Origin of the sequence: Neisseria zoodegmatis, assembly GCF_900187305.1 — a bacterium.
Taxonomy (GTDB): domain Bacteria; phylum Pseudomonadota; class Gammaproteobacteria; order Burkholderiales; family Neisseriaceae; genus Neisseria; species Neisseria zoodegmatis.
The window spans coordinates 2,233,641-2,248,471 of sequence record NZ_LT906434.1; the positions used below are offsets into that span (position 1 = coordinate 2,233,641).

General features: G+C 52.5%; 12 protein-coding genes, 2 tRNA genes and 2 pseudogenes. 9 read left to right on the top strand and 7 right to left on the bottom strand.

Features of this window, described 5'->3' with window-relative positions; all coding sequences use genetic code 11:
• Window positions 1-154 precede the first annotated feature (154 nt).
• Window positions 155-230: transfer RNA gene (locus CKV66_RS10510), tRNA-Arg, on the bottom strand.
• Window positions 231-504: 274 nt separating this feature from the next.
• Between CKV66_RS10510 and CKV66_RS10515 the strand changes: the two genes are divergently transcribed.
• Window positions 505-1,338: a c-type cytochrome gene (locus CKV66_RS10515; protein ID WP_085362782.1), complete on the top strand. Its 834-nt coding sequence runs from the start codon at window positions 505-507 to the stop codon at window positions 1,336-1,338.
• Between the two features lie 559 nt (window positions 1,339-1,897).
• Here the strand turns inward: CKV66_RS10515 and CKV66_RS10525 are convergent.
• The gene (locus tag CKV66_RS10525) at window positions 1,898-3,331 is read right to left on the bottom strand and encodes an NAD-dependent succinate-semialdehyde dehydrogenase (protein ID WP_085362780.1); all 1,434 of its coding nucleotides are present in this window, start codon (window positions 3,329-3,331) and stop codon (window positions 1,898-1,900) included.
• Window positions 3,332-3,559: 228 nt separating this feature from the next.
• Here CKV66_RS10525 and CKV66_RS10530 point away from each other — a divergent pair, with 228 nt between their 5' ends.
• Window positions 3,560-5,365, top strand: a complete 1,806-nt coding sequence (locus CKV66_RS10530) for a DUF294 nucleotidyltransferase-like domain-containing protein (protein WP_085362779.1) — start codon at window positions 3,560-3,562, stop codon at window positions 5,363-5,365.
• 14 nt (window positions 5,366-5,379) lie between these two features.
• Window positions 5,380-5,988, top strand: coding sequence for a 3'-5' exonuclease (locus CKV66_RS10535; RefSeq protein ID WP_085362778.1), 609 nt, complete (start codon window positions 5,380-5,382; stop codon window positions 5,986-5,988).
• Window positions 5,989-6,396: 408 nt separating this feature from the next.
• Here the strand turns inward: CKV66_RS10535 and CKV66_RS10540 are convergent.
• A tRNA-Leu gene (locus CKV66_RS10540) sits at window positions 6,397-6,481 on the bottom strand.
• Window positions 6,482-6,840: 359 nt separating this feature from the next.
• Here CKV66_RS10540 and CKV66_RS10545 point away from each other — a divergent pair.
• The 6 genes and pseudogenes from CKV66_RS10545 to CKV66_RS12240 all read left to right on the top strand — a co-directional run bounded on the left by CKV66_RS10545 (window position 6,841) and on the right by CKV66_RS12240 (window position 11,496).
• Window positions 6,841-7,500, top strand: coding sequence for an SCO family protein (locus CKV66_RS10545; RefSeq protein WP_085362777.1), 660 nt, complete (start codon window positions 6,841-6,843; stop codon window positions 7,498-7,500).
• 64 nt (window positions 7,501-7,564) lie between these two features.
• Complete coding sequence (hisG, locus tag CKV66_RS10550; RefSeq protein WP_085355761.1) at window positions 7,565-8,218, top strand: ATP phosphoribosyltransferase; 654 nt, start codon at window positions 7,565-7,567, stop codon at window positions 8,216-8,218.
• Between the two features lie 54 nt (window positions 8,219-8,272).
• Entirely contained in the window at window positions 8,273-9,514 is a 1,242-nt protein-coding gene (locus tag CKV66_RS10555) for an NYN domain-containing protein (protein ID WP_085362776.1), read from the top strand.
• A gap of 95 nt (window positions 9,515-9,609) precedes the next feature.
• Complete coding sequence (gene hisD / locus CKV66_RS10560) at window positions 9,610-10,905, top strand: histidinol dehydrogenase (protein ID WP_085362775.1); 1,296 nt, start codon at window positions 9,610-9,612, stop codon at window positions 10,903-10,905.
• A gap of 34 nt (window positions 10,906-10,939) precedes the next feature.
• Window positions 10,940-11,107: pseudogene (locus CKV66_RS12675) on the top strand (signal peptidase); the annotation flags it as partial.
• 14 nt (window positions 11,108-11,121) lie between these two features.
• Window positions 11,122-11,496, top strand: coding sequence for a hypothetical protein (locus tag CKV66_RS12240; RefSeq protein ID WP_157739164.1), 375 nt, complete (start codon window positions 11,122-11,124; stop codon window positions 11,494-11,496).
• 77 nt (window positions 11,497-11,573) lie between these two features.
• Here CKV66_RS12240 and CKV66_RS10575 read toward each other — a convergent pair whose 3' ends face one another.
• The 4 genes and pseudogenes from CKV66_RS10575 to CKV66_RS10590 form a co-directional block, all read right to left on the bottom strand.
• Window positions 11,574-12,677, bottom strand: a complete 1,104-nt coding sequence (locus tag CKV66_RS10575) for an NAD(P)H-dependent flavin oxidoreductase (RefSeq protein ID WP_085362773.1) — start codon at window positions 12,675-12,677, stop codon at window positions 11,574-11,576.
• A 49-nt stretch (window positions 12,678-12,726) separates the two neighbouring features.
• Window positions 12,727-12,883: pseudogene (locus CKV66_RS12680) on the bottom strand (lipoprotein signal peptidase).
• A gap of 69 nt (window positions 12,884-12,952) precedes the next feature.
• Window positions 12,953-13,843, bottom strand: coding sequence for an ABC transporter permease subunit (locus CKV66_RS10585; protein WP_054599615.1), 891 nt, complete (start codon window positions 13,841-13,843; stop codon window positions 12,953-12,955).
• Window positions 13,843-14,820 (bottom strand): ABC transporter permease subunit, encoded by a 978-nt coding sequence (locus CKV66_RS10590; protein WP_054599614.1) that lies wholly within the window; start codon window positions 14,818-14,820, stop codon window positions 13,843-13,845. Before CKV66_RS10590 ends, CKV66_RS10585 begins: the two co-directional genes overlap by 1 nt.
• Between the last annotated feature and the right edge of the window lie 11 nt (window positions 14,821-14,831).

Sequence of the window (14,831 nt, forward strand, 5' to 3'; positions counted from 1 at the left end):
GACTACAATGCCGTAGTTAAGCGGACGTAAACATAAAGGCCGTCTGAAAATTTTCAGACGGCCTTTATAGCAAACAGCATCAAAATAGAACTTTGTAAGGCCGGCACTGCAATACCAAACGTGTTGAGATGATGAGCACAGTACCGAAACATATTGGCGCACCCAACAGGGATCGAACCTGTGACCTCCAGCTTCGGAAACTGACGCTCTTCCAACTGAGCTATGGGTGCGAAGTGCGTAAGATTAGCGCAAAACCACCCTTTTGGCAAAATTATTTGCCGCCGCAAACCGCCCGATAAAAGATTAACAGCCTGACGGCGGCGCTTCTCAAAATACGCCCGTTGCCAACCCGGTATTTTTGAAACAAGTTAAACTTAAAGATTGGAAAGACGGCGTGAATTCAGTATAATCCAGCAAAATATTGTTAATCCGAATTAACACATTTCAAAAATTACAAGCTAATTAATTTCGTCACAAACTACCAAAACGGCGAGGCCATCCCAAATGAATCAATTGAGCAATCACAAAGCCCGAGGTTCTGCACTAACCACCCTTGTGGGCGGTATCGTAATCCTGCTTGCAGTTCTGTTTTTTCTGGTCAAACTGGCCAACAGCGGCTACTTCAGCAACGTAGAAGAAACCACCACATCCGCCACCGAAACCCGCATCATGCCGGTCGGCACCCTTGCCATGGGCGACGGTACACCGATCGGCGAACGTACTGGCGAACAAATTTTCAACAAAGTCTGCCTGCAATGCCACGCTGCCGACAGCAACGTTCCCAACGCACCGCGCATTACCAACAACGGCGAATGGGCGCCCCGTATCGCCAAAGGCTTCGACACACTGTTTAACAACGCACTCAACGGCTTCAACGCCATGCCTGCGAAAGGCGGCCAATCAGACTTGACCGACGACGAACTCAAACGCGTTATCGCTTATATGGCTAACCAATCGGGCGGTAATTTCGAAGCACCTGCCGTAGGTGCCGCGCCTGCCGACGCAGCCGCATCAGGCGAAGCTGCTCCGGCAGCCGCCGAACAAGCCGCAGCGCCCGCAGCTTCTACCGCCGACGGTAAACAGATTTTCGAAAGCACTTGCGTAGCTTGCCACGGTGCCACTTCGGCCATCCCCAACTCACCCAAAATCACCAAAAACGACGAATGGGCTTCACGCATCAAAAAAGGCAAAGAAGCATTGTTTAAAAATGCCATCGAAGGCTTTACCGGCCCGGGCGGCGGCTTCATGCCTGCCAAGGGCGGCAACACCAACCTGAGCGATGATGAGGTGAAAGCAGCCGTAACCTATATGGTGAACGAATCAGGCGGCAAGTTTTAATTAACGCAACCTTGATTAAAAAAAGCACACTTTATTCACTAAAGTGTGCTTTTTATTTATTTATGCTCTTAATATGCTCTCAATAAGCTGAAAGCACCTTATTAAAGAATTCAAGATAAATGCTCCGGCAAGCCTTTATAGTGTTTGAAGGCCGTCTGAAAGCGGACTTGATAAGCTGCAACAAGGCGAACTTTGAGGATTTTGCCGAAACAATCCGTTCAAGCTTCTCCCGACCGTCCTTCTCCCGACCGTCTAAAAAGGGTTTCTCTACAACGGGCTTTACAGCTTTCACCCAAAACATCTGCTTACCAATCACCAACAGCTTTCGTAAGGGCAGATGGCATATCCGCCCGTGCGTGATATTCGGAATGGGATATTTGACCGGATGAGTATTTGCGCTTTTCAAAAATAGATGGGAAGGATATGAAATGACATTTTTATGCTCCCCAACATTTAGGGCGGATATACCATCCGCCCTTACGATTTGACTTTAGAAAAAATGGGGCGTTTCAGAAGCGTTACCGATTTGGCAAGCTTCCTTTACCGCCCTACGGTCGCATCAAGCCAAATCCAAACACAGATATTTCAGTTCCAAATATTCGTCCATTCCATATTTACTGCCTTCTCTGCCTAAGCCGCTGGTTTTGATTCCGCCAAACGGTGCCACTTCATTGCTGATTAAACCCGTATTGATGCCGACCATGCCATACTCCAAGGCTTCCGATACACGCCATTGGCGTGCGGTATCTTGCGTGAATAAATAAGCCGCCAAGCCCGATTCGGTATCATTGGCTTGTCTGATCACATCTTCTTCGGTTTCAAACTTAAAAATGGGGCAAAGCGGCCCGAAGGTTTCTTCTTTCGCCACCAACATGGCTTCCGTCACACCGCTCAACACCGTAGGCTCGAAAAACGTACCACCCAAACTGCTGCGCTGACCGCCCGTTAAGCATTCCGCGCCCTTTTCCAGCGCATCGCGAATATGCTCTTCCACCTTGGTTACCGCCTGCCCGTCAATCAAAGGGCCTTGTTGAACGCCGTCATCCAAGCCGTTACCCAATTTCAGACGGCCTGCTTCGCGAGCGATACGGCGGCAGAGTTCTTCATACACGCCCGACTGCACATAAATACGGTTGCTGCACACGCAAGTCTGCCCGCTATTGCGAAACTTGCTGAGCAAAACACCCTGCACAGCCTTATCCAAATCGGCATCGTCAAACACAATCAAAGGCGCATTTCCGCCCAATTCCAAACTGAGTTTTTTAATATGTTCGGCACTTTGGCGGAAAATTTTGATGCCGGTTTCCGTAGAACCGGTAAAGCTGATTTTGCGCACGATGGGGCTTTGTGCAAACACCGCGCTGATGTCCGCAGCCTTACCGTTCAACACCACCAGCAAATCTTCCGGCACACCCGCTTCGTAAGCCAACAATGCCTGCGCGTAAGCGCTCAAGGGCGTTTGGCTGGCGGATTTCACAATCATGGCGCATCCGGCCGCCAGCGCGGGAGCAACTTTGCGCGTAATCATGGCGGCGGGAAAATTCCACGGCGTGATGGCAGCGGCAACACCCACCGGCTGCTTAATCACCATCAGCTTTTGGTTTTGCTTCACGCTCGTGAGAATATCGCCTTCCACCCTGCGCGCTTCTTCGGCAAACCAACGTATAAAGCTGGCCGCGTAGTCGATTTCGCCCAACGATTCGGCCAGACTTTTACCCTGCTCCATCGTCATGATGCGCGCCAAACCTTCCTTGTTGGCTTTAACCAAACGATACCAATTCCACAAAACATCGGCACGTTCCAACGCGGTTTTCGCCGCCCATACCTTCTGCGCCGCCTGTGCTTTATCGATCAGCTTTTCCAAACGCTCCGGCGGCGTAGTACGCACATAAGCAATGGTATCGCCCGTGGCCGGGTTTTTCACCGGCAGGCCGTCTGAAAAAGATTCAAGCTGAACATCAGCATGTTTCAGCAACTGTAAAATGGTTTTCATCGTGCAACCCTCGGAAAATGGCAACAACCGCATTACGGCTCGATATTCAACATCAGGCCGTCTGAAAATAAAGGCACTCCAAAATCCATGCCTTTAAAATTCCGGCAACTTCCTATTCAAACATAAGCCCAAGTATAAATTAATTTCAGACGGCCTCACAGCATACCCCATCCCCCGAAAGCATGGCATAATTGCCTGACAATAAAACAAAAAACAAAGGAAGAAATCATGGAACGGTTTGACTTCAGCTACGCCCCATTCAACTACTTGAGCAACCCCGAGCGCGTTGCCTTGCAAAAATCGGTCAACATTTCGTTTTTTCACGACCACGAAACCATTATCCGCCCCAACGAACCGATTGAGTTTTTATACGTCGTCATCAAAGGGCTGGTAAAAGAAATCGGTGCCGACGGCGATGTCGTCTCCCTCTACCACCCCCGCGACACCTTTGAAGCCCGCGGCCTGATCGAAGGCATCAGCCACCACCAGTTCGTAGTGGAAGAAGAAGCGCTGGTTTACACCATTCCCAAAGCCGTAGTGCTCGAAATCATCGATTCCAACCCGCGCTTCGGAGCCTATTGCTACACCAGCGTGGCCGACAAATTTGCCAGCCTTTCCAACACCAAAAACGAAAGCGAATTTGAAAGCCTGTTTACCGCCAAAGTCCGCGATGCCTACCGCAACAAACCCGTTTGGCTCGAAGGCAGCGACACCATTTTCCACGCCGCCGGCGTATTGAAAGAACGCAAAACCAAATCCGCATTGGTACGCCACGAAGATAAAATCGGCGTGTTCACCGAATCCGCCTTCCGCGACATCGTCATCGCCGGAGCACCGTCAGACGAAGCCGTACACAAATGGACAGCCTTCAATCTGATTTCCGCCGACATCGACGATTTCGTGTTCAACGCCTTGCTGCGCATGATGCGCTACCAAATCCAGCGCGTTGTAGTAGAAGAAAACGGCATCCCCATCGGCACGCTCGAACAAATCGACGTATTGGCTTATCTCTCCAACCACAGCCATTTGGTCGCACAGCGTTTGGAGCGCGCCAAAACCATAGACGAGTTGGTCGATATCTCCGGCCAGATGACCGATTCCATCCGCCTGTTGCGCAACAACGGCGTGCGCGCGCCGCAACTGGCCGAGTTAATGCAGGTACTGAACAGCAGCCTGTTTGAAAAAGCGTGGCGCATCCTCGCACCGGCCGAACTCTACGACAAATCCTGCCTGATCGTGATGGGTTCCGAAGGGCGTGGCGAACAAATTCTCAAAACCGACCAAGACAACGCCCTGATTCTGCACGAAAGCGTCGATCCCGATCTCGCCGCCGAAATAGCCGCCCAATTTTCACAAACGCTTACCCGTCTCGGCTATCCGCCCTGCCCCGGCAATATCATGGTCAACAACCCCCAATGGCGCAAATCGTTGCCCGAATTCAAAAAAATGGTCAGCAGCTGGTGCCACAATGCCAGCGGCGAAAACATGATGAACCTCGCCATTTTTATCGATGCCAAAGCCGTAGCCGGCGACACCTCCATGCTGGCCGAAGTCAAAGAACATCTGCAAAAAGTGATGGTTAACGACGTAGGCATGCTGATGGCCTTTGCACGCGCCGTCGATCAATTTGAAAGCCAAAGCAAAGGCTTTTTCTCCCAACTACTCAACCGCGGCCAAGCCGAAAAAATGGACATCAAAAAAATGGGGCAGTTTCCCGTTGTTCACGGCATCCGCGCCCTCAGCCTCGAAGCCCGCATCGAAGAAACCAATACGTTCGAGCGCATTCACCATCTCGTCCAACTGAACGTTATCGACGAAGCATTAGGCAAAGACGTTGCCGAAGCCCTCAGCTACATCATGGACTTACGCCTGAGCGCCAACCTCGCCATCCTGCACAACGGCGGCTCCGGCACCCCCAACCAACTCGATTTCGGCAACCTGTCCACGCTCGAACGCGACCTGCTCAAAGATGCGCTGCAAGTCGTTAAGCGGTTTAAAAACGTGATCCGCCACCACTTCCACATCACTTCGTAATCAGGGGTCCGTCTATGTTTAAAAAATTCCTGCAGGGCAGAGAGCGCAAAAAACTTACCGACCCGCATTACAACTTTCTTTTCGACGAACACCCCGACGAATGGGTGAGCTTCGACTGCGAAACCACCAGCCTCGACGTAAAAGAAGCCGAAATCCTCTCCATCGGCGCCGTCAAAATCCGCAAAAACCAAGTATTGGTGAGCGAATCGTTTTATGTGCTGGTTAAGCCCGAAAACCCGATGAAAGCCGCCAACATCAGCGTACACGGCTTAAGACCGAAAGACCTTTCAGACGGCATCCCCGTGCAAGAAGCCATCAAACAGCTGCTCGAATTCATCGGCGGCCGCGGCTTGGTAGGCTATTACTTGGAATACGACGTCGCCATGGTCAACAAATTTCTCAAGCCCATGATAGGTATCAAACTGCCCAACCCGCAAACCGACGTCTCTTCACTGTTTCACCGTTGGCAGCAAAAACAAAACATCCACGACGGCTATGTGGATTTGCGCATGGACACCATGCTGAAAAAACTCAAACTCACCGGCCTGCCCCGCCACGACGCGCTCAACGATTCCATCAGTGTCGCATTGATGTATCTGCTGTTGAAACAAAGGCTACGCTAAAACAGCCATCGAAACCGGTTTGCTTCCCCGGTATTTAGAACAACCTGTTCAAAATATCGGGGGCAAGTCGGTTTTGTTTGGTTAATCTAGAAAACAAAGGAAAAGAAAAGATTGAGGCCGTCTGAAAAACTGATGGCTCTAAAGTACAAAACATAAGCCGTTCATTGCATCCGCTCGGCGTGGCCATCAGATTCAAAACAGTTGGAAATTTAAGATATTGAGGTTTGACGCTTCGGTAGAAATCGAGCCTTCCAAGCACCGCAGACATTTTCAGACGGCCTGAAGTGTTTTTTAACGCATTCATAAACCGACGATGTTTAACCCATTAAACGCATATCCAGTTGAAGAGCACACTCGGCCGCACGTTTTCAGCAGGCAAAAAAATAACCGCTTGAGAGCGGTTTTTTGTGGTGCCCAGGGTCGGACTCGAACCGACACACCTTTCGGCGGGGGATTTTGAGTCCCCTGCGTCTACCAATTTCGCCACCTGGGCAGGTGAGAAGAGTTCTCTATTATAGAGATAAAAAAATTCCTGTAAACCCCCAAAACACAATTAAATTGCCCATTTTTCTTAGCCCATTGAAAATAAATAAAATTAAAATAACCATCATACAAACACAGCCATGAAAACGCTTCAAACGCCGGCAAAATTTCCAAGCCGAATATTTACTCCGCCCGTATTGATGCCCAAAACACCCCCGTTTCCTATCTGACAAAAATCAAATCAAGCCCGAAAAATCCCCTTTCCGCCCGGCTATTTTGCCCGACAACGCATTTTCTTTAACATCTGCACAAACAAACACGTTAAGATTAGGTCTGAATTTCCCGCTTTCATTTTTGGAGTGAGACGACATGAAACCGACTACCCGAGCCATTTTGTTTTCCACCTTCGTATTATCCGCTTTGACGGCCTGCTCGCCGCAAGAAAGCGCACCGGCAGCATCACAACCCGCACCCGAACAGGCATCCGCACCCGCCCGCGCCGCCGCACCTGCCGGCCTGCACGGCACGGACATGAGCAAGGAAGACATCGGCGGCGACTTCGCCCTAACCGACGGCGACGGCAAACTGTTCCACATCAAAGACTTAAAAGGTAAAGCCGTTATCCTGTCGTTCGGTTACACGCACTGCCCCGACGTATGCCCCACCGAGCTGCTGACTTACAGCGACACGCTCAAGCAGCTGGGTGATGAAGCCAAGGATGTGGCCGTGGTATTCGTGAGCGTTGATCCCGAGCGCGACACGCCCGAATTAATCGGTAAATACGTTAAGCAGTTTAATCCCGGCTTTATCGGCGTAACCGCAACCGAAGGCCAAGATTTGCCGCTGATCAAGCAGCAATACCGTGTTGTATCAGCCAAAGCGCAGCAGCAATCCGAAAAGGTTTATCTGGTTGACCACTCCGCAGGGGCTTATCTGATTGATAAAAACGGCGAAGTGGCGGTATTTGAGCCTTACGGAAGCACGGCACAACAGATTGCAGACGATATCCGCATCTTGCTAAAATCATAACCCGTCCGAAGAGGCCGTCTGAAACATTTTCAGACGGCCTGAAACCATCATTTCTTTATACATCATGCAAGAAAACCAACTGACCATCGCCCTTTCCAAAGGCCGTATTTTTGATGAAACCCTGCCGCTGCTGGCAGCCGCCGGCATTGTGCCGCTCGAAGAACCGGGCAGCTCGCGCAAACTGATTATCGGCACCAACCTGCCCAACGTGCGCTTGGTGATTGTGCGCGCCAGCGACGTGCCCACTTATGTGCAATACGGCGCGGCGGATTTCGGCATCGCCGGCAAAGACGTATTGATCGAGCACGGCGGCGACGGCCTGTATCAGCCGCTGGATTTGCAGATTGCCAAATGCCGCATGATGGTTGCCGTGCGCAAAGGTTTCGATTACGCCGCCGCCTCACAGCCGGGCAACCGTTTGCGCGTTGCTACTAAATACCCCGACATCGCCGCCGAACACTTCGCCGGCAAAGGCGTGCATGTGGACATCATCAAACTGTACGGCTCGATGGAACTTGCTCCGCTGGTCGGCTTGAGCGACGCGATCGTCGATTTAGTTTCCACCGGCGGTACGTTGAAAGCCAATAATCTGGAAGCCGTGGAGCATATCGTGGATATTTCCAGCCGTTTGGTGGTCAACAAAGCAGCGTTGAAAGTGAAACACGCGCTTATCCAGCCGATTATCAACGCATTTGCCGAAGCAGCCGGGCAGTCTTAAAGAGGCCGTCTGAAAAGCCGCCGTTACACGTTTTCCTTTAAATTAGACCTACCCATGAACATCACTTCAGACAAAAAACTGGCCGTCTTAATCGATGCAGACAACGCCCCCGCCGACATCATCGACCGCCTGCTGGCCGAAATCGCCAAATACGGCATTGCCAGCGTCAAACGGATTTACGGAGACTGGAGCCACGGCCTTTCCAAATGGAAAGCCGCCCTGCTGCCGCACGCCATTATCCCCGTGCAGCAATTCGCCTACACCAAAGGCAAAAACGCCACCGACATGGCATTAGTAATCGACGCGATGGACTTGCTTTACAGCGGCAATTTCGACGGCTTCTGCATCGTATCCAGCGACAGCGACTTCACCCGCCTCGCCAGCCGCCTGCGCGAAAGCGGCCTTACCGTTTACGGCTTCGGCGAAAAGAAAACCCCCGAAGCCTTCCGCAAAGCCTGCGACAAATTCATCTACACCGAAATCTTCCGCCCCGAAAAACGCACGCCGGAAAAAAACAAAAACAGCGGCAAAACCAAAACGCAGAACGAACCTGCCGAAAATACCGGCCAGCAAGCCGACCTTTCCAAACTGCTCACCCGCGCCGTCAAAGAAAATGCCGACGACCTCGGCTGGGCCAACCTCGGCCCCATCGGCAGCTACATCAACAAAACCAACCCCGATTTCGACCCGCGCCTCTACGGTTTCGGCAAACTTTCCGACTTGATCAAATCGCTCGATTTGTTCGAATACCGCACCGACAACAACCAAATCCAAGTGCGCAGATATCCGAATCCGGCCGAAAAAAACAACAGGCCGTCTGAAAATAAAGACAACAAAGAAAAACAAGTTGCCGAAGCCGCTGCACCGCAAGCATCTGCTGCCGAAACCGACAGCGGCAAACCCGCCAACAAACGCGGCAAAAAACGCCAGCAGCAAGAGCGGAAACAGCCGGAAGCGGAAACAGCCGCTACCGTACCGCCCGCACCAACGGCAGAAGCCGCCGAAACCGCCAAGCCCGAGCAGCAAGAAGCACCCAAACCCAAAAACGGCAAAGCCAAATTTACCAAGCTCATTCCTTTGGTTCAGCAAGCCGTTGACAATACTGCCGACCCGCAAGGCTGGGCACGCCTAAGCGACGTATTGAAACAGCTTGCCCCCACTGTCAACCCGCACGATTACGGCTTCGACACCGACCGCGCCCTGATTCACGCCGTTTACAGCGACTGGCTGGAAATCAAAAAAGCCGGCCGCGGCGAACGCGTGCGCGTGAACAAGCGGTTTGTAAGCAAGGATTGAATATTTTCAGACGGCCTCTTCTTGCTTTGAGAGTTGGTTATAGGCCGTCTGAAAAAATCTTATTTTTATTGAAGAATTAAAGGCAGCACATACAAATGAAACATCTCTCCACCCAATCCCCCGATTTCCAAGCCGAGCTGAAAGCGTTGCTGGCTTTTGAAACCGCGCAAGACCCGAAAATCGATCAAATTGTTGCCGACATCTGTGCCGACGTACAAAAGCGCGGCGATGCGGCACTAATCGAATACACCAACCGTTTCGACGGTATGAATGCACAAACTATGGCCGATTTAACGTTGAGCCAAGCCGACTTGCAGGCTGCTTTCGAACGCATTGCCCCCGAAGTTCAGACGGCCTTGAAAACCGCCGCCGCCCGTGTGGAAAGCTACCACCAACGCCAAAAAATGGCATCGTGGAGCTATACCGACGAAGACGGCACACTGCTCGGCCAGCAGATTACTCCGCTCGACCGTGTGGGCATTTATGTGCCCGGCGGCAAAGCGGCTTACCCCAGCTCGGTGATTATGAACGCCATGCCCGCGCATGTGGCCGGCGTGCCCGAAATCATCATGGTGGTGCCCACGCCCCAAGGCGAGCGCAACGATATTGTGTTGGCGGCGGCATTTGTGGCCGGCGTAACCAAAGTGTTTACCGTCGGCGGCGCGCAGGCGGTGGCGGCGCTGGCTTACGGCACCGAAACCGTGCCGCAGGTCGATAAAATCACCGGCCCCGGCAATGCGTTTGTGGCCGCCGCCAAACGCCGCGTGTTTGGCGTGGTGGGCATCGATATGGTAGCGGGGCCGTCTGAAATTCTGGTGATTGCCGACGGCACCACGCCTGCCGATTGGGTGGCGATGGATTTGTTCAGCCAAGCCGAACACGACGAAATCGCCCAAGCCATTCTGATTGCCACCTCGCAGCAATATCTGGACGAAGTTCAGACGGCCATGAACAAGCTGATCGAAGACATGCCGCGCCGCGCGATTATCGAAGCCTCGCTGGGCAACCGCGGTGCGATGATTCTGGCCAAAGATTTGGACGAAGCCTGCGAAGTCGCCAACTATATTGCGCCGGAACACTTGGAATTGTCGGTAGAAAACCCGCAGGAATGGGTACCCAAAATCCGCCACGCCGGAGCGATTTTCATGGGCAAATACACCAGCGAGAGCTTGGGCGACTATTGCGCCGGCCCCAACCATGTGCTGCCCACCAGCCGCACGGCGCGCTTCTCTTCGCCGCTGGGCACTTACGATTTCCAAAAACGCAGCAGCCTGATTCAGGTTTCCGAACAAGGCGCGCAAAAACTCGGTCGGATTGCCGATGTGTTGGCACAAGGCGAAATGCTTACCGCCCATGCCAAAGCGGCGGAATTCCGTTTGAAAAAGCTTTGATATAGATAGATATAGATAAGGTTGAAAAGGCCATCTGAACATTTCAGACGGCCTGAGACCTTTGCAAAACCCCCATCTGCGGCGCATTTCTGCGTTGTGCGCTGCTCGCTCGTTTGCCTATCTATATGATATGTCTGCACTCGCTGTGCTGCTACGCCTTGAACTGCATCCACATCTAGGGGTTTTGCAAAGGTCTCGGCCTCATTTTGAATCATCATGGAAATTTTATTCGAGCTGCTTGCAGAGTTATTTTTACAGATCGTTGCCGAAATTTTGGCCGAATTGGGCATACGTTCAGCCGATTCCAAGCGGAAACCGCGCCCGTGGCTGACGCTTATCGGATACGGCATCATCGGCGCGCTTATCGGCGGCGTGAGTCTGCTGATCTTCCCCGAACATTTCATCCGCAGCGAAGGCCTGCAAATGCTCAACTTGGTGCTGACACCAATGCTGGCAGGCGGCATGATATGCCTGCTCGACCGCCAACGCGGGCGGCACACATCTTCTTCGTGGCATTTCCGCTTTCTGTGCGGTTTTATCTTTGCATTCTGTATGGCATTGGTGCGGATGTGGGCGCACACACCGGTTTGAGCCGCGCAATCCCTTTCTTTACCCGCGTCCACATAGCAACACAAACCAAACATTAGCGACTGATTTCAATCCGGTTATCAGGCCGTCTGAATGCTGACGCCTACCCTTCCCCCGTTAAAACTTGCCTCTCCGCCGAAGCCTTCGGCTATCCGCCGGATAATATCCGCCGCGCCGCCTTCGCAAGCCAGCGGTGCATTCTGCCCTGCCCATAAAGACGAAAACTCATCCGAGCCTTGCGCTTCTGCCGCCGCTTTTAACGGTGCAGAAGCGGATTGGGCGAGCGGGAAAGGCGGTGCGGCATTGCTGATAGGGCCTGCTTCGCGGATAAAGCGGTTCACGATACCGCGGGCAAAGCCGCCGCTGAAGAGATTGGTTAGCACGGTATCGGCAGCCCGTTCGCTTTGCAAGGCTTTGCGGTGGAGTGCCGAGGTGTCGGCTTCATCTGCCAACATCAAAGCCGTACCGATTTGAACACCGGCCGCACCCAGAGCACGCGCTGCCCGTGCGGTAGCGGCGTTGCTGATGCCGCCGGCTGCTATCACCGGCACATTCACCGCAGCACAGATTTGCGGCAGCAGGCTGAATAAACCTTGCTGGCGGTTCAAATCACGACTGAGAAACATGCCCCGATGCCCGCCTGCTTCCAGACCTTGCGCAATGATGATGTCTGCCCCGTGCGCCTCCAGCCAACGGGCTTCTTCCACGGTGGTGGCACTTGACATCACCACAGCGCCGCTGCTTTTTACTTTGTCTAACAAAGCTGGCTCCGGCAGGCCGAAATGGAAGCTGACCACAGGCGGGCGGTATTGCATCACAATTTCCGCCTGCTCTTCGCCAAACGGCTGCCTGCCTCCGCCTTGCAGCACATCTTGTTCCGTTAAACCGAATTCACGATAAAACGGCGCAAGTGCAGCCAGCCATTTTGCCTGTTGCGCCGCATCTGCCTCGGGCTGGCGGTGGGCGAAAAAGTTGACGTTGAACGGCTGATCGGTGTGCCGGCGTATGGTTTCAATTTCGGCGCACAGTTTTTCAGACGGCAACATAGCAGCAGGCAGCGAACCCAAAGCACCCGCTTGGCAGGCGGCAATCGTCAGCTTGCTGCTTTGAACTCCCGCCATCGGCGCTTGGACAACCGGCAGGCGGGTATGAATAAGGCTGAGAAGGTCGGAAATGCGGCTCATGAGTTTCTCCTTTGTTGTAATTGGCTGTTGAGGCCGTCTGAAAATGTTTTCAGACGGCCTGAGACCTTGGCAAAACCCTCAGATGAGGATGCAGTTCAAGGCGTAGCAGCACAGCGAGTGCAGACATACACACGATAGGCAAACGAGCGGGCAGCGCACAACGCAGAAATACGCCGCAGATGAGGGGGTGCAAAGGTCTCGGCCATAAACTTGCTTCATCGTACCACACGGTAAAAAAACAGGCTGCCGTTCAACGGGCAGCCTGTGCAGTAAGATTATTTATTGGCATTTTCCAAAGCCAGTTTTTCCTGACGATACGCTTCGGCGGCTTCTCGTTCGCGTTTGGTGGTTTGCCGCATCATGTAGTAATTGATGGCAATTACCAAAGTGCCGACAATGGAAATCATAATGGTTGCCAACACGTTCATCTGCGGGTCCAAACCGAGTTTGATTTTCGAGAAAATCACTTGCGGCAAGGTTGAAGAACCGGGGCCGGACAAGAACGAGGTAATCACCAAATCATCCAGCGACAGCGTGATGCCCAGCAAAAAGCCCGAAGCAATCGCAGGCGCAATCAGCGGCAGGGTAATCACGAAAAAGATTTTCAGCGGGCGCGCACCCAAATCCATGGCGGCTTCTTCCAGCGACTGATCCAACTCAACCAAGCGCGAGCGGATAATCACGGTGATATAAGCCATACACAATGTGGTGTGCCCCAAGAAAATGGTGAAGAAGCCGCGGTCGAAATATAGCCAGTTCAACAGTTCGCTGCTTTGCAGGAACATTTGCACTTGGATAATCAGCAGCAGCATCGACAAACCGGTAATCACATCGGGCATCACCATCGGAGCGGACACCATACCGGCAAACAGTGTGCTGCCGCGGAAACGCTTGATACGCGCCAGCGCATAGCCTGCCAAAGTGCCGAGCACAACCGCTGCGAGCGACGATACGGCGGCGATACGCAGCGACAGCCATGCCGCTTCCAAAATCGTGCTGTTACCCGCCAGCGCGCTGTACCATTTGGTTGAGAAACCGCCCCAAACCGTAACCAGCTTGGATTCGTTGAACGAATAAATCACCAAAATCACCAACGGGATATACAGAAACGCCAGCCCCAACGCCAACATCAGCTTGAGAAACCAAGACAATTTGTATTTAGACATTATTTGGCTCCTTCTTCGATTTCACGGTTTTCATAGCGGTGGAACAACACTATCGGAATCACCAGCAATATCACCATCACTACGGCAACGGCGGAAGCCAGCGGCCAGTTGTTCTGATCAAAGAACGCCTGCCACAATACTTTACCGATCATCAGATTTTCGGAGCCGCCCACCAATTCGGGAATCACATACTCGCCCACCGCAGGCACAAACACCAGCATGGAGCCGGCCACGATGCCGGTTTTCGACAAAGGCAGGGTAATCGAGAAAAACGATTTCACCGGCCCTGCACCCAAATCAGAAGCGGCTTCCAGCAGTCTGCCGTCCAGTTTCACCAGCTGGGTGTAAAGCGGCAGAATCATAAACGGCAGGTAGGCGTAAACCATCACCAAATTCAGCGAAAACGCGTTGTAAAACAGATTCAACGGCTCACTGATAATATTGTGTTTCAACAGGAAGTTGTTGATGATGCCGTTGTGCCCGAGCAAGCCCATCCACGCATATACACGCAGCAGAAACGATGTCCAGAAAGGCAGCATAATCGCCAGCAGCAAACCGTTGCGGTAAGCAGGATTGGCGCGCGAAATGGCGTAGGCAATCGGATAGCCCAGCAGCAGACAGATTAAGGTGGTGGTAAGCGCCGTTTTAATCGACAGCCAGTAAGTAAGCAGATAGATATTGTTGCCGTTGCCGTCTGAAAACGGGTTCAGCATCTGCCCCAAACTGCTCCAAAAGTTTTGGAAAATATCGGCATAGTTTTGATAGTTCAACGCGATATTCAGACGGCCGAAATCGGGGTCGGTGGTAATCAGCGGCGAATAAGGCGGAATCGCCAGCTCTTGTTCGGCAAAACTGATTTTCAACACAATCGCAAACGGAATCAGAAACAGCACCAGCAGCCAAAGATAAGGCACGGCAATAACTGCACGCTGCCCGGGGCGGCGCAACAGCTTGCGTTTCAGGGTTTTCAATTTCATGTCGGGTAATC

Coding starts and splice junctions, on each gene's coding strand:
- CKV66_RS10535 (WP_085362778.1), top strand. CDS start 5,380: ATGTTTAAAAAATTCCTGCAGGGCAGAGAGCGCAAAAAACTTACCGAC.
- CKV66_RS12240 (WP_157739164.1), top strand. CDS start 11,122: ATGGAAATTTTATTCGAGCTGCTTGCAGAGTTATTTTTACAGATCGTT.
- CKV66_RS10530 (WP_085362779.1), top strand. CDS start 3,560: ATGGAACGGTTTGACTTCAGCTACGCCCCATTCAACTACTTGAGCAAC.
- CKV66_RS10575 (WP_085362773.1), bottom strand. CDS start 12,677: ATGAGCCGCATTTCCGACCTTCTCAGCCTTATTCATACCCGCCTGCCG.
- CKV66_RS10555 (WP_085362776.1), top strand. CDS start 8,273: ATGAACATCACTTCAGACAAAAAACTGGCCGTCTTAATCGATGCAGAC.
- CKV66_RS10590 (WP_054599614.1), bottom strand. CDS start 14,820: ATGAAATTGAAAACCCTGAAACGCAAGCTGTTGCGCCGCCCCGGGCAG.
- CKV66_RS10585 (WP_054599615.1), bottom strand. CDS start 13,843: ATGTCTAAATACAAATTGTCTTGGTTTCTCAAGCTGATGTTGGCGTTG.
- CKV66_RS10515 (WP_085362782.1), top strand. CDS start 505: ATGAATCAATTGAGCAATCACAAAGCCCGAGGTTCTGCACTAACCACC.
- CKV66_RS10525 (WP_085362780.1), bottom strand. CDS start 3,331: ATGAAAACCATTTTACAGTTGCTGAAACATGCTGATGTTCAGCTTGAA.
- CKV66_RS10545 (WP_085362777.1), top strand. CDS start 6,841: ATGAAACCGACTACCCGAGCCATTTTGTTTTCCACCTTCGTATTATCC.
- hisD (WP_085362775.1), top strand. CDS start 9,610: ATGAAACATCTCTCCACCCAATCCCCCGATTTCCAAGCCGAGCTGAAA.
- hisG (WP_085355761.1), top strand. CDS start 7,565: ATGCAAGAAAACCAACTGACCATCGCCCTTTCCAAAGGCCGTATTTTT.